At 33.5% G+C, this 15,394-nt stretch carries 10 protein-coding genes; 9 read left to right on the top strand and 1 reads right to left on the bottom strand.

The window, feature by feature from the left end:
* From hprK to ACCQ42_RS05060, 9 genes are all read left to right on the top strand, one after another.
* Positions 1-1,002, top strand: coding sequence for an HPr(Ser) kinase/phosphatase (gene hprK, locus ACCQ42_RS05100; RefSeq protein WP_106460347.1), 1,002 nt, complete (start codon positions 1-3; stop codon positions 1,000-1,002).
* A 155-nt stretch (positions 1,003-1,157) separates the two neighbouring features.
* Positions 1,158-4,682 (top strand): pyruvate:ferredoxin (flavodoxin) oxidoreductase, encoded by a 3,525-nt coding sequence (gene nifJ, locus ACCQ42_RS05095; protein ID WP_410035541.1) that lies wholly within the window; start codon positions 1,158-1,160, stop codon positions 4,680-4,682.
* 290 nt (positions 4,683-4,972) lie between these two features.
* Positions 4,973-8,473 carry a pyruvate:ferredoxin (flavodoxin) oxidoreductase gene (nifJ, locus tag ACCQ42_RS05090; protein WP_410035540.1) on the top strand — a complete coding sequence of 1,167 codons (3,501 nt, stop codon included), beginning with the start codon at positions 4,973-4,975 and terminating at the stop codon, positions 8,471-8,473.
* 282 nt (positions 8,474-8,755) lie between these two features.
* Complete coding sequence (locus tag ACCQ42_RS05085; protein ID WP_106460344.1) at positions 8,756-9,109, top strand: Asp23/Gls24 family envelope stress response protein; 354 nt, start codon at positions 8,756-8,758, stop codon at positions 9,107-9,109.
* A 7-nt stretch (positions 9,110-9,116) separates the two neighbouring features.
* Positions 9,117-10,679 carry a DAK2 domain-containing protein gene (locus tag ACCQ42_RS05080; RefSeq protein WP_410035539.1) on the top strand — a complete coding sequence of 521 codons (1,563 nt, stop codon included), beginning with the start codon at positions 9,117-9,119 and terminating at the stop codon, positions 10,677-10,679.
* Positions 10,672-12,663 carry an ATP-dependent DNA helicase RecG gene (locus ACCQ42_RS05075; RefSeq protein WP_410035538.1) on the top strand — a complete coding sequence of 664 codons (1,992 nt, stop codon included), beginning with the start codon at positions 10,672-10,674 and terminating at the stop codon, positions 12,661-12,663. The genes ACCQ42_RS05080 and ACCQ42_RS05075 overlap by 8 nt, the downstream gene beginning before the upstream one ends.
* The gene (rsmD, locus tag ACCQ42_RS05070) at positions 12,663-13,205 is read left to right on the top strand and encodes a 16S rRNA (guanine(966)-N(2))-methyltransferase RsmD (protein WP_199792147.1); all 543 of its coding nucleotides are present in this window, start codon (positions 12,663-12,665) and stop codon (positions 13,203-13,205) included. The genes ACCQ42_RS05075 and rsmD overlap by 1 nt, the downstream gene beginning before the upstream one ends.
* On the top strand, positions 13,202-13,684 hold the full coding sequence (coaD, locus tag ACCQ42_RS05065) for a pantetheine-phosphate adenylyltransferase (protein WP_106460341.1): 483 nt from the start codon (positions 13,202-13,204) through the stop codon (positions 13,682-13,684). The genes rsmD and coaD overlap by 4 nt, the downstream gene beginning before the upstream one ends.
* 8 nt (positions 13,685-13,692) lie before the next feature.
* The gene (locus tag ACCQ42_RS05060; RefSeq protein WP_106460340.1) at positions 13,693-14,178 is read left to right on the top strand and encodes an ATPase; all 486 of its coding nucleotides are present in this window, start codon (positions 13,693-13,695) and stop codon (positions 14,176-14,178) included.
* Between the two features lie 45 nt (positions 14,179-14,223).
* Here ACCQ42_RS05060 and ACCQ42_RS05055 read toward each other — a convergent pair whose 3' ends face one another.
* Complete coding sequence (locus ACCQ42_RS05055; RefSeq protein ID WP_410035537.1) at positions 14,224-15,390, bottom strand: tRNA(Met) cytidine acetate ligase; 1,167 nt, start codon at positions 15,388-15,390, stop codon at positions 14,224-14,226.
* Positions 15,391-15,394 lie beyond the last annotated feature (4 nt).

Genomic DNA, 15,394 nt, shown 5'->3' with positions numbered 1-15,394 from the left:
ATGACTGAAGTACAAAATATTGACGATAAAAGTGAACACATTGAAGAAGAGGTTAGCAAGGGTGAAGCCAAGAAAACCATTAAACTTCATACTGTTGTTGAGAATTTAGGCCTTGAAATAATAAGCCAATCGACAGACTATCTTGAAATTGATCTGGAAAATGCTGATGTAAACAGACCTGGCTTACAGCTTACTGGCTATATGGAAGAATTTCCTTATAAGAGACTCCAAGTAATAGGCAAAGTAGAATACACCTACCTAACAAGTCTAGATAGTAAGATGCAATATGAAAGATTTAGGGGGATTTTGTCCTACAAGATACCTGCAGTAATATTTTCATCTAATCGTGAAATAAATAAAGACATAATTGACCTTGCAAGATATTATGATGTAACTCTACTTAGGTCACCAGTTAAGACTACTAAGTTAATATCAGACATCTCCGACCAACTAGAATACCAGCTTGCTCCATCAACAAATGTTCACGGGGAGCTTTTGGAAGTATTTGGTGTGGGAATACTTATCATGGGTAAGTCATCTGTTGGTAAGTCTGAGACAGCCCTTGAGCTAGTAAATAGGGGCCACAGGCTAGTAGCTGATGACATGGTTGACATATCAGCAATAGATAATAAACTAATTGGACGAGCTCCTGAAAATATAAGACACTTTATGGAAATTAGGGGCCTTGGCATAATCAACGTTAGAAGATTATATGGTACAGGTTCGGTTAAGTTTGATACAAATATTGATTTAGTAGTTGAACTTGAGCAATGGAAGGATGATTTTGAATACGATAGGCTTGGAATTGACCAACACCACATAGAGCTTCTTGATGTAAGTGTTCCTCATTTAGTTGTTCCTGTTAGGGCTGGTAGAAACCTTGCTCTAATAATTGAGGTAGCAGCAATGAACCAAAGAGAGAAGAATTATGGGTATAATGCAGCCAAAGTAATGACTGATAACATTTTCCATCCTGAAAGAATTCATGATGATCAAATATAATAATTAAAAATATGTAAATTATGGACCCCAAAAGGGGTTCTTTTTTTAAAAATATAAAATTCCTATTGTCATAAAAACGATTTTTGTATATAATATTAGTAGATATAAAATATTTATGTCAATTTATTTCAAAATATGACGAGAAAGGATTTATTATGACAATTACTAGAGTCAAAAAAACTATGGATGGTAATACAGCAGCAGCTCATGTTTCATACGCATTTACAGAGGTTGCTACAATCTTTCCTATAACTCCATCTTCACCAATGCCAGAATACATAGACGTTTGGGCAGCAAACGGGAGAAAAAACATATTTGGTAAAGAAGTTATAGTAAAAGAAATGCAATCAGAGGGTGGTGCAGCAGGAGCAATGCATGGATCTCTTGGAGCTGGTGCCCTTACTACTACATATTCATCAAGCCAGGGCTTATTATTGATGATTCCAAATTTATATAAGATTGCAGGAGAGCGTTTGCCAGGTGTCTTCCATATAGCAGCAAGAACAGTTGCAACCCACGCTCTTTCAATCTACGGAGACCACTCAGATGTTATGGCTGTAAGGCAGACTGGTGTAGCGATGCTAGCGTCAAACTCTGTACAAGAGGTAATGGATTTAGCAGCTGTGGCCCACCTATCAGCAATAGAAGCAAGAGTTCCTTTCCTACATTTCTTTGACGGATTTAGAACGAGCCATGAAATTCAAAAAATAGATATTTGGGATTATAAGGACCTAGCACCTTTAGTTGATTACGCATCTGTAAAAGAATTTAAAAATTCATCTTTAAACCCAGAAAGACCAAAAACTATGGGAACTGTTCAAAAGAATATTTTCTTCCAAGCAGCAGAAGCATCAAATCCTATTTATGACAGGCTACCTTACATAGTAGAAGATTATATGAACAAGATAAACGATCTGATTGGTTCTGATTACAAGTTATTTAATTACTATGGCCACCCAGAAGCTGACAGAGCCCTAGTTGCGATGGGTTCTGGATGCCAGGCTATAAGAGAAACCGTTGACTATCTAAATGCTAATGGACAAAAAGTAGGTCTTGTTGAAGTACATCTATACAGACCATTTTCTAAAGATCACCTTCTTAAAGTTATACCAAAGACTGTTAAGAGAATTGGTGTTCTAGATAGGACAAAAGAAAAAGGTGCAGAGGGTGAACCACTATACAAAGATGTAGTAACAGCTTTCTATAATGTTGAAGATAAACCTGAAATTATAGGTGGTCGATTTGGATTAAGCTCTAAAGATACAATACCAGCTGATTTTGAGGCGGCCTTTGACAACCTAAATAAGGACATGGTTAAAGATTTTTCCCTATCAATCACAGATGATCTAACAAACAAGTCACTTCCTAGAACAGACCTTAGAATTAGACATGAGGGTGAATCAAGATGTAAATTCTGGGGCTTTGGATCTGATGGTACTGTTGGCGCTAACAAAGAAGCAATTAAAATTATCGGAGATAATACCGATATGTATGTCCAAGCTTACTTCGACTATGATTCTAAAAAATCAGGAGGACTTACCGTTTCTCACTTAAGATTTGGTAAAGAGCCAATTCTTTCTACCTATTTACTAGATGAAGCTGATTTTATTTCTGTTTCTAAACAAGCTTATGTTTATAAGTATGACTTGCTAGAAGGTTTAAAAGAAGGAGGAACTTTCTTATTAAATACTATCTGGTCAAAGGATGAACTAGATGACCATCTTCCAGCCTCAATGAAAAATTACCTAGCAAAACATAAAATCAATTTCTATATAATAGATGCAAGCCATATAGCAGAAAACATTGGTCTTGGTTCAAGGACAAATATGATTATGCAATCAGCCTTCTTTAATCTAACAGAAGTAATAGATGTAGATGATGCCATTAAATATCTAAAAGATTCTATAGTTAAAGCTTATGGTCATAAGGGTGAAGATATAGTCGCTATGAACTATGAAGCGGTTGATAAGGGAGCAAGTGCTTATGAAAAGATAGAAGTACCTGAATCTTGGCTAGATGCAAAAGATGAAGAAAAAGAAGAAGTAAAACTTCCTGACTTTATACAAAACATTGTGAAGCCAATGGAAGAACAAAAAGAAGACGAACTTCCTGTTTCATTATTTAAAGATCTAGATAATGGTGCTTGGGATACAGGAACAACTCAATATGAAAAACGTGGTGTAGCCTTAAATGTTCCAGAATGGCAAATTGACAATTGTATCCAATGTAACCAATGCTCATTTGTTTGTCCACATGCCGTAATAAGGCCATTCCTGGTTACAGAAGATGAAAAGGAAAATATTCCAGCAGGTTTTGAAACTAAAAAAGCCATAGGCAAAGGACTTGAAGGATATGAATTTAGGATACAAATATCACCACTTGACTGTACAGGATGTGGAAACTGTGCAGATGTTTGTCCAGCACCAAATAAAGCCTTAATCATGAAGCCTTTTGAAGAACAAGTAGAAAAAGAAAAAGATAATTGGACCTATGCTCACGAAGAAATTGGTTATAAGGAAGAATTGATGGAGCCTACAACAGTAAAGGGTAGTCAATTTAGACAACCACTCCTAGAATTCTCCGGTGCATGTGCAGGATGTGGTGAGACTCCTTATGCAAGACTTGTAACCCAAATATATGGAGATAGGATGCTAATAGCCAATGCTTCAGGATGTTCATCTGTATGGGGAGCAAGTGCGCCATCAGTATGCTATGCTAAAAATAGCGAGGGTAAAGGACCATCTTGGGCAAACTCTTTATTTGAAGATAATGCTGAATATGGATATGGTATGAAGCTTGCTACAGATTCTAATAAGTATTTGCTAGAAGCCTATATGAAAGAATTCTTAGATTTAAATATAGATACAGATTTAAATGAAGCCTTTAAAGAATGGATAGAAAATAAAGATGATGTAAGAGGCTCAAAAGAAGCAACAGCAAAAATTCTAAACTTAAGAGAAGAAAAGATAGAGGATGAAAGAGCAAATTCCATACTCGAAGATATCTATGACCTAAAAGATTACCTAATCAAAAAATCAGTTTGGATTTTTGGTGGTGATGGTTGGGCTTATGATATTGGTTATGGTGGAGTAGACCACGTCCTAGCATCAGGAGAGAATATCAATATCCTAGTATTCGATACAGAAGTTTACTCAAATACAGGTGGACAAAGTTCAAAGGCAACACCACTTGCAGCTGTTGCACAATTTGCTGCTTCAGGTAAAAAGGTAAGAAAGAAAGACCTTGGATTAATGCTAACAAATTATGGCTATGTCTACGTAGCTCAAGTTGCAATGGGAGCAAACCAAAATCAATGCCTAAAAGCAATAAGAGAAGCAGAATCCTATGATGGCCCATCAATTATCATAGCTTATGCACCATGTATAAACCACGGTATAAGGATAGGCATGGGCAAGAGTCAAAGAAGAGAAAAACAAGCGGTAGATGCAGGCTACTGGCACTTATGGAGATATGACCCAAGACTAGAAGATGAAGGTAAGAATCCATTCCAATTAGATTCAAAAGAGCCAAGTGAATCATTCCAAGAATTTATCCAAGGAGAGGTAAGATATTCATCACTAAAAATATCATTCCCAGAAAGTGCAGATGAATTATATGAACAAGCAGAAAAAGCAGCAAAATCTAGGTACAATACCTACAAGAGACTAGCGGGAAAATAATTGCAAATTAGAGGGGCAGACTTAGGTCTGTCCTCTTGTTTTATATGCATAGTATTATTCGCTTTAGGCAAATAGCATATTTATTCATAAATATAAGGTTTAATAGGGCTTAAAATGAATATTTTGCATACTAAAAAAAGGTGGAGAATGGTCTTGATAATCATTATCAATTGAAAAATACTGATAAATATAAGAAAATCTTTTCTTTTCCTCTTGACAATTAATGAAAAAATATTTATAATTATATTAGTGTTAACGATAATTGCTTATAATTATTTTAGGAGGTCTAGATGACAATTACTAGAGCAATGAAGACAATGGATGGTAACACTGCAGCAGCTCACGTATCATATGCGTTTACTGATGTAGCTACTATATATCCAATTACACCTTCTTCACCAATGCCAGAAAGCGTAGACGTTTGGGCAGCAAACGGACGCAAAAACCTATTTGGTCAAGAGGTAAAAGTTAAAGAGATGCAATCAGAAGCTGGTGCAGCAGGAGCACTTACAACTACATACACAGCAAGTCAGGGTCTACTATTAATGATTCCTAACATGTATAAGATTGCTGGAGAAAGATTACCAGGTGTATTCCACGTATCAGCAAGAACCCTTGCAACACACGCACTATCTATTTATGGTGACCATTCAGACGTAATGGCAGCAAGACAAACAGGTTGTGCAATGCTAGTTTCAAACTCAGTGCAAGAAGTTATGGATATTTCACCAGTTGCTCACTTAGCAGCTATTAAAGGTAGAGTACCATTTATCAACTTCTTTGATGGATTTAGAACAAGCCACGAAATTCAAAAAGTTGAAGTTTGGGATTACAAAGATCTTGCTCCAATGCTTGACTATGAAGCAGTAGAAGAATTCAAAAACCACTCACTTAACCCTGAAAGACCTAAACACATGGGTACAGCTGAGAAAAATATCTTCTTCCAAAGAACAGAAGCAAGTAACAATGCTTATGTAGATATAGTTGGTATTGTAGAAGACTACATGAACCAAATCAACGAAAAACTTGGTACAAACTATGGTCTATTTAATTACTATGGTGCTGATGATGCAGAAAATATCATCATCGCTATGGGTTCTGTATGCCAAACAGCTAGAGAAACAATCGATGTTTTACTAAAAGAAGGCAGAAAGGTAGGACTTGTAGAAGTTCATCTTTACAGACCATGGTCTGCAGAACACTTACTAAAAGTTATACCAAAATCAGTTAAGAAAATAGCTGTTCTTGATAGAACAAAAGAAAAAGGTGCAATCGGTTCACCACTATACTTAGATGTTAAAGCAAGCTATTATGATTGTGACGAAAGACCACTTATAATCGGTGGTATCTATGGTCTATCATCAAAAGATACAATACCTGCAGATGTTAAAGCAGTTTATGATAATCTTGCTAAAGATGAGCCAAAACATGACTTTACACTATCAATTACAGATGATGTTACAAACAAATCACTTCCAAGAGATGACTTCAAAGTTAGACACGAAGGTACAAGCAGATGTAAATTCTGGGGCTTCGGTTCAGATGGTACTGTAGGTGCTAACAAACAAGCTATCAAGATTATAGGTGACAATACAGACATGTATGCTCAAGGATACTTTGATTATGACTCTAAAAAATCAGGTGGTCTAACAGTATCTCACTTAAGATTTGGTAAAGAACCTATTCTTTCAACATATCTATTAGATGAAGCTGACTTTATTTCTTGTTCAAAACAAGCTTACGTTAACCAATATGACCTACTAGCAGGTATTAAAGAAGGTGGTACTTTCTTACTAAACACTGTTTGGTCAGTTGAAGATCTTGAAAACCATCTTCCAGCTAAGATGAAGAGAGTTCTTGCAGAAAAGAACATTGATTTCTATATCTTAGACGCAAGCCATATAGCACAAAATATCGGTCTTGGTGGAAGAACAAACATGATCATGCAATCAGCATTCTTCAACCTCACAAAAGTTATACCAGTAGAAGATGCTGTAAGATTCCTAAAAGAATCTATCGTTAAATCATACGGTCACAAAGGTGAAGATATAGTTAACATGAACTACAATGCTGTAGATCAAGGACTTGAAGCACCAATCAAAGTAGAAGTTCCAGCTGAATGGAAAGATGCAGTTGATGAAGTTAAAGAAGAAAAAGAACTTCCAGAATTCATTAAAAACATCGTTAAACCAATGCTTGAACAAAAAGAAGACGATATACCAGTATCTGCTTTCGTAGGAATCGAAAATGGTGAATTCGAATCAGGTACAACTGCTTACGAAAAGAGAGGAATCGCTCTTAACGTACCAGAATGGCAAATAGACAATTGTATCCAATGTAACCAATGTTCTTATGTATGCCCACACGCAGTAATAAGACCATTCCTAGTTACAGAAGATGAAAAAGCAAATCTACCAGAAGGTTTTGATACTAAAAAAGCAATCGGTAAAGGTATGGAAGGCTATGAATTTAGAATCCAAGTATCTCCACTAGATTGTACAGGCTGTGGTAACTGTGCAGACGTATGTCCAGCTCCAAAGAAAGCTCTACTAATGAAACCTTTCGAAGAAGAAGTAGAAAAAGAAAAAGAACACTGGGAATATGCACATAATGTAATTGGCTACAAAGAAGATGTTATGGATCCTATGACACTTAAAGGCAGCCAATTCAAACAACCATTATTCGAATTCTCAGGTGCTTGTGCAGGTTGTGGTGAAACACCATATGCTAAACTAATTACTCAATTATTCGGAGACAGAATGTATATAGCAAACGCTACAGGATGTTCTTCAATTTGGGGAGCTAGTGCACCAGCAATGTCATATACCAAAAACCTTGCAACAGGTAAAGGTCCAGCTTGGGGTAACTCACTATTCGAAGATGCTGCTGAATATGGTTATGGTATGAAACTTGCTACAGAAGCAAATACACATATCCTAGAAGATAACATGAACAAATTCTTAGAACTAGGACTTGATTCAGCATACAACGAAGCATTCAAAGCTTGGCTAGAAGGAAAAGATGATGTTAAAGCTTCTAAAGAAGCAACAGCAGCTATCTTAAATGTAAAAGAAGATTTAGCAAATGAAGATGCTAAGAAATACCTAAACAATATACTAAAACTTCAAGACTACCTAATCAAAAAATCTGTATGGATTTTTGGTGGAGACGGTTGGAGCTATGATATCGGATTTGGTGGTGTAGATCACGTACTTGCAAGTGGTGAAAATATCAACATCTTCGTATTCGATACAGAAGTTTATTCAAATACAGGTGGACAATCTTCTAAAGCTACACCTCTATCAGCAGTAGCACAATTTGCTGCAGCAGGTAAAAAGGTTAGAAAGAAAGACCTTGGTCTAATGATGACATCTTATGGATATGTATACGTAGCTCAAGTAGCTATGGGTGCTAACCAAAACCAAACTCTAAAAGCTATTAGAGAAGCAGAATCTTATGATGGACCATCTCTAATCATCGCTTACGCTCCATGTATCAACCATGGTATCAGAATTGGTATGGGTAAATCACAATTTAGAGAAAAACAAGCTGTAGCAGCTGGTTATTGGCATCTATGGAGATTTGACCCAAGACTTGCTGAAGAGGGCAAAAATCCATTCCAATTAGACTCTAAAGAACCTACAGAATCATTCCAAGAATTCATTCAAGGTGAAGTAAGATACTCATCACTTAAGAGATCATTCCCTGAAACAGCTGATGAACTATATCAACAAGCAGAAAAAGCTGCTAAAGAAAGATATGAATCTTACAAGAAATTAGCTGGCAAATAAAAAATAATATAAGCAAGAGAAAATCGCCTTTTAGGCGATTTTTTCTTGCCTAAATACATAATTCCTATAATTTATAAATATATAATATATATAATTATAGGTATATTCTTATCAGTAGTAGGAATTTATGGTATAATGAATTAAAGGAATACTTACAAAGCTTTGATAAAATTAAAGTTACCCTTATCTTTGACAGTAGGTTTAGTTTTATAGATATTTTTATAAATATCAATTCAATCTTTTAAGTACAATCGTTAATACTTATATTTATGTGGAGGTATTATGACAATTAGATATGTAAATAATTTAGGAAAAATAACAATCGATGATTCCGTTATTGCTAATATTGCAGTAGCAAGCGTCATGCAATCTTATGGTGTTGTTGGCCTTGCAAGTAGATCAGCAAAGGATGGTATATATAAACTCTTAGGGGTAAATAACATGCAAAGAGGAGTTAAGGTTATAAGAAGGGACAATGGTACAGTAGCAATATTTATATCTCTATTTTTAGAATATGGTATTAGAATACCGGTAGTATGTCAAAATATAATCGAAAATGTTAAATATAATATAGAAAACTCTTTGAATGTAAATGTTTCTGAAGTAAATATCTATGTCCAAGGAATCAATAGATAGGAGAAATATGAAAGTTATTGATGCAAATAAGCTCCAACAAATGGTCATTGGAGCCTTTAAATATTTAGAAGAAAACAAATCATTAGTTGATGAGCTAAACGTATTTCCGGTTCCAGATGGAGATACAGGAACAAACATGACCATGACAATGAAATCTGGTGTTGATAAGGTTAATACATCTGCTTTATCAAATGTATACGAAATTTCAAAGGCCCTAAGCCAAGGCACTCTTATGGGAGCTAGAGGAAACTCTGGAGTAATTTTATCTCAACTTGTAAGAGGTATGTCAAAAGCTCTAAAAGATAAAGAAGTGATAGAAGCAAGTGATATAAAAGAAATCTTTGTAAATGCTTCTAAAACAGCTTATAGAGCAGTTATGCAACCAACAGAAGGAACAATTCTAACAGTAGCAAGAAAGATGGCTGAGAGAGCAGAAGAGTCCTACTCAGAAGATATAAATTTAGATGATTATCTTATAGATATTATTGGTGAAGGACAGAAGGCTTTAGATAATACACCAAAACAACTGCCGGTTTTAAAAGAAGCAGGTGTAGTTGACTCAGGTGGTCAAGGCTTGCTATTCTTACTAAGGGGAGCATTAAATGCACTAAATAATGATATTGATAGGGATATAGACTTATCAGATGAAAGCGAAGAAGAAAAGACTTATAAGCTATCGTTTAGTCTTTCATGTAAGGAATCTGACTATGAAAAAATAATTGATTCCATTACAAATCTTTCAAGTCACCTCGATTCAGAATTTAATAATAATGTAATTGAGGCAAGCTTACAGACTGATCATCCTCATCAAGTTATATCTATATTATTACTAGACGGAGTTTTGTTAAAGGTTGAAATTGAAAACACTAAACCGGAAATCGCTAAAGAAGAAAAAGAAGTTAAGCTTAAAAAATATGGCTTTATAGCAGTATCTAGGGGTGATGGATACGACGATATTCTTAAGTCAATGAATATTGATAAGATAATTTCAGGCGGCCAAACAATGAATCCTTCTACAGAGGATATCTATAAAAATATAGAAGAAATAAAGGCAGAAAATATTATTATTTTCCCTAATAATAAAAATATAATTATGTCTGCTAAGCAAGCTTGTGATCTAACAGATAAAAATGCAATGGTTGTTGAAACAAGATCAATACCAGAATCTTTCACAGCTATGCTAGAATTTGATGAATCAGAATCAATAGAAGAAAACATAGAAAACATGGCTGATGTAATTAGTGATATGCATACGGCAGAAGTTTCTATATCCATTAGAGATACAAGCGTAAATAATGTAGAAATCAAAAAAGATGATTTTATCGGAATTCTTGATGGAAAAATCGTGGTAAGTACTGATAATATCGAGGAAACATTAAGACTTGCCTTAGAAAAAGCTATTGAAGAAGATCAAGATATATCATTAATTACCCTATATTATGGTGAAGAAGCTGATAAGAAAAAAGCCAAAGAACTTGTTAAAAAGCTCTCTAAGAACCATAAGGATATAGATGTTGAACTAATCTACGGCGGACAGCCAGTATATTATTACCAAGCAACCCTTGAATAAGGAATTAACAGACCTAAGAGGTATTGGCCCCAAAAAGGCCAAGACTCTTAGCAAGCTTGATATATACACTGTTAGTGACTTATATAATTTTTATCCCAGAGCTTATGAAGATAGGAGCAAAAAAATCCTAGCTAGTCAAGCTAGAGAAGATAGAGCCTATTACTTTGTATGGAAATCTGTGTCCAAACCATATTTTAAAAAACTTAAAAATGTCTCCTTATCTTATATGTATTTTGAAGATGAACTTGGGAATAAAATTAGGGTTGTTTGGTTTAACGATAGGTTTTCCATTAGAAGTATCGAACTTAATAAAAAATATAAATTCTATACCAAAGTGTCCTTAAAAAAAGGATTTTATGAAGCTATAAACCCTATTTTTGAGGGACTTGGGGGAAATGAGATAGGTGGAATTTATTCTATCTATCCATTAACAAGTGGTCTGAGCCAGAAAAACATAAGGGCTTTTATTAAGGAAGCTTTATCTTTCTATAATCAAGACGAAGAGCTATTAAATCCAGCCAATAGGGATCAATGTAATCTTTTATCTAGACAAGAAGCCTTAAATATTGTTCATTTTCCTGATAATGTTAATAATTTATTGAGGGCAAAGTCTGATATAAAAATACTAGATCTTCTTAAAGAATTGATATTTTTGTATCATATAGGCAAAAATGCAAAGATTAAGCAAGATATCAACCTTAGCTATAAATTAGATAATATTTTAGGAAGGCTTGATTTTGCTTTAACAAAACCACAGCTAAGATCACTTAATGAAATACTTACTGATTGTTCAGGTAAATATGCTATGAATAGGCTCTTGGTTGGGGATGTAGGCTCTGGTAAAACAATAGTTGGCATTATAGCCATGATTGTATTTGGCTTAAGCTCATATCAATCAGCTATGATGGTTCCAACAGAGGTTTTGGCAATCCAACAATATGAAAAATATAAAGATTTAATTGAGTCTTTTTCTCTAAATGTTGCACTTTTAACAGGTTCTAGTAAAGATAAAGATGAAATAAAAGCTAAGCTATTAAATGGCGATATAGATATAGTAATAGGAACTCATGCCTTAATACAAGATGATGTATTATTTAATGATTTAAGACTGGTTATAAACGACGAACAACATCGTTTTGGTGTTAAACAAAGACAAGCTCTTGCTAAAAAAGGACAAGCTGTAAACTATTTGACAATGACAGCCACTCCTATCCCAAGAACCCTATCTTTAAAGATAAATCAGATGCTTGATTTAAGTGTTATAAATGAACTGCCTATGGGTAGGGAAATAATTGATACCCATATAATAGTGCAGGATAGAGAAAAAATCCTTTTTGAACAAATCTCTAAAAATTTAGAAGATGGTAGACAAATCTATGTTGTAAGTAATAATATAGATTCTGATGATGATAATTCAGTAGAAAATCTTTATAAGAGATACAAAAAACAATTCAAAAGCTATAGGGTAGAAATCCTTCATGGTAAACTTAATTCTGAAATTAAAGAAAGTATACTTAGTGATTTTTCAAGTGGTATTATCAATATTTTAATATCTACAACTGTAATAGAAGTTGGTATAGATGTAGCTAATGCGAATGTAATTGTAATTTATAATGCAAATAACTTTGGCCTATCTCAGCTGCATCAATTAAGAGGCAGGGTAGGAAGAGGTCAATATAAGTCATATTGTTATCTTGTAAATAAGAATGCTGATGCTAATCTTAAACTTAATATTTTAGAGAAAACAAATGACGGCTTTGAAATTGCACAAAAAGATTATGAGTTAAGAGGAGGAGGAAAGATTCTATCTCTTATCCAACACGGTAAAAATCTCTCAGAGATAGAATACCTAAACATGACCCAAGAAGAAACTGACAGAAGCTTTGAGATTTTTGACTACTTAAAATCGATTGATTTTAAGGGTGTTAATATAGATTTCATAAAGAAATTTTTTGATGAAGATAAGGATATTATTTTAAACTAATGAAAGTAGTAGCAGGGAAATACAAAGGCTTTAATCTAGCTAGTCCAAAATCAAAAACATCTAGACCTACAGATAACAAGGTAAAGGAAGCAGTATTTGATATGCTATATCCTTTTAAAGATAATTTTCTCGCTCTAGATTTGTTTGCAGGTACAGGACAAATGGGAATAGAATTTCTCTCAAGGGGAGGGGCCGAAGTATATTTTAATGAAAAGAATTATTCTAATTTTTCAATATTAAAACAAAATATAGAAAAAATAGGATCAGACAGAGCCGTATTAATTAAAAACGATTTTGTTAAAACTCTTAAAAACTTAGGGCAAAAGAATCTTAAGTTTGACTATATATTTCTAGATCCACCTTATGAAAGTGATTTTTTAGATAAAGCTCTATTTTATATTAAAGAATATGACTTATCCAGTGAAGATGGTATAATTATAACTGAATCGAGCATGGACTTAGATTTTTCAGAAAAATATGACCTACATATATTAAAAGATAAGTCCTATGGAAGGAAATATATTAAAATATATACAATATGAAAATAATTTATCCAGGCAGCTTTGACCCACTAACAAATGGCCATATGGATATGATTAAGAGATTATCAATTCACTTTGACCATGTCATAGTTGCAGTTATTAGAAATGAAAACAAAAACTCTCTATTTTCTCTAAAAGAAAGAGAAGAGATAATAAGAGAGGCTATAAAAGAAGAAAAATTAGTTAATGTAAGCATAAAATCCTTTGATGGCTTACTAGTTAATTTTGCTAAAAAAGAAGATGTTAAACTTATAGCTAGAGGACTTAGGGCTGTCACAGATTATGAGTATGAAAAGAATATAGCTAGAGTAAATTCAACCTTATATGAAGGGCTTGAAACTATATTTCTACTAAGTAATCCTAAATATTCCTTTGTATCATCTAGTGGTGTGCGTGAGATAGCTGCCTTTAAGGGCGATGTATCAGCCTTTGTAAGTACAAGTGTCGAAAAGAGAATTAAAGATAAATATAATTATTAGGAGGAAGTATGGCAAACAAAATAACTGATCTTATCTACGAGATGGAAGACATAATGGAAGAAGCAAGCTCTGTACCATTTTCAAAAAAGGTAGCAGTAGATCCTGATGAAATTTATGATGTACTTAATGAGATGAAAGATTCTTTACCAGAAGAAATCAAACAGGCTCAATGGGTAACAGATGAAAAAGAAAGAATTTTATCCGAAGCAAGCAATGAAGCTGATAGTAGATTAAATCAAGCTGAAGGTGAAATTAAAAATTTCAAGGAACAAGCGAAAAGCCAATTCCAAAGAATGGTTAGTGAACATGAAATTACTCAACAAGCTAGGGCTGAAGCTGATAGAATCTTACAAGAAGCAGCTGCTGAAGCTAAACATATCAAGGCTCAATCATATGAGTATGTAGATAAACTATTCTCAGGTTCTATAGATAACTTTAGCGGCCTTGTTCAACAATTAGAAAAAATTAGAAATAATTTATTAGAAAATAAGTAATTAAAGACGTCCAAGACATAATAATTATGTTGCTTGGACGTTTTTTTACTTAAAAGGTTTATTATTATGAATATAATCATAATTTATCTCTCTTCCAATAGCTAGATTATAGAGATTGGAAGAATTTATCATTTTTTCATAAATTTTAAAATTATTCTGATCCAATATTTTTGAATCAGCCTTATTTATAACTATATCAACCTTATCATTGAAATTATTAAATATTTTGGTAGCCTTTTTATTGTAGGCCAATATTCTTATAAAATGAATATCTATATAATTAAGTTTAAAGCTATTATCAAGAATATAATTAAGGATAAGCCTTCTTACTCTTGATTTAGTATACCTAAGACTTGTGGCCTCATTAATAAAATCATCAAAAGTCCTGTTTCTATCTACAAGTTTTATTAGATGGTTTTCAATCCCCTCTTCATAACCGATAATATCTGTCATAGCTTTTTTCTCAACAATTAGCTTATAGGTAAAAATTTTATAGAAAAACTCATCGTTAATTCTATTATAATTTTTAAAAAAATTGGAAAAATTCTTAAAAGATGTTCTAGGCATAAGCTTACTTATATCGCTGGAAATATTATTTCTAATAGCAGTAGATGAGGCATAAAATTTATCATTAATCGTTTTATCCTTATTAAGGCTTCCAACTCTACAAATTGGGTATGGGATAATTTTAGACTTTAATTTATCAATTGCCTTCATATATTCGAGAGCTAAAATATTGTTGGCTGAAATAAAATCATCGCCTACAAGCTTAGAAATAGCACTGTTAAGGGCTTTTGTATAGGATATACCATTTGCAAGGTACTTTTTAAGCTCTTGATTAATAAAGTTATCATTATTTATTACGATTTTAGCTTTATCTAAAAAATCTCTTTCATCTAGTCTTTCAATCCCAAAACATAGGTAATCAATTTCCATTTTATCTAGAATTTCTAAAGATTTTAAGGCGAAAAATTCTGCGGCTTGTAAACTAATGAAATTAGGCATTTCAATTACTAGATCAAAACCATTTTCAACAGCAGTTTTTGCTCGTGTAAATTTATCAACGATAGCCGCTTCACCTCTTTGAACAAAATCACCACTCATAAAAGAAATGGCTAAGTCACATGCCAAGTCTTCTTTAGCTTTATCAAGCAAATATTTATGACCATTGTGGAAAGGATTAAACTCTGAGATTATAGCAAGTTTTTTCATATGC

Origin of the sequence: Anaerococcus kampingae (assembly GCF_046365475.1) — a bacterium.
Taxonomy (GTDB): Bacteria; Bacillota; Clostridia; order Tissierellales; family Peptoniphilaceae; genus Anaerococcus; species Anaerococcus kampingae.
The sequence above is the reverse complement of the archived record's forward strand: the minus strand, read 5'-3'. Positions and strand labels throughout refer to the sequence as shown.

Bases quoted from the DNA above. Each gene is read 5' to 3' on its own strand.
- hprK (WP_106460347.1), top strand. From the start codon at position 1: ATGACTGAAGTACAAAATATTGACGATAAAAGTGAACACATTGAAGAA.
- nifJ (WP_410035541.1), top strand. From the start codon at position 1,158: ATGACAATTACTAGAGTCAAAAAAACTATGGATGGTAATACAGCAGCA.
- nifJ (WP_410035540.1), top strand. From the start codon at position 4,973: ATGACAATTACTAGAGCAATGAAGACAATGGATGGTAACACTGCAGCA.
- ACCQ42_RS05085 (WP_106460344.1), top strand. From the start codon at position 8,756: ATGACAATTAGATATGTAAATAATTTAGGAAAAATAACAATCGATGAT.
- ACCQ42_RS05080 (WP_410035539.1), top strand. From the start codon at position 9,117: ATGAAAGTTATTGATGCAAATAAGCTCCAACAAATGGTCATTGGAGCC.
- rsmD (WP_199792147.1), top strand. From the start codon at position 12,663: ATGAAAGTAGTAGCAGGGAAATACAAAGGCTTTAATCTAGCTAGTCCA.
- coaD (WP_106460341.1), top strand. From the start codon at position 13,202: ATGAAAATAATTTATCCAGGCAGCTTTGACCCACTAACAAATGGCCAT.
- ACCQ42_RS05060 (WP_106460340.1), top strand. From the start codon at position 13,693: ATGGCAAACAAAATAACTGATCTTATCTACGAGATGGAAGACATAATG.
- ACCQ42_RS05055 (WP_410035537.1), bottom strand. From the start codon at position 15,390: ATGAAAAAACTTGCTATAATCTCAGAGTTTAATCCTTTCCACAATGGT.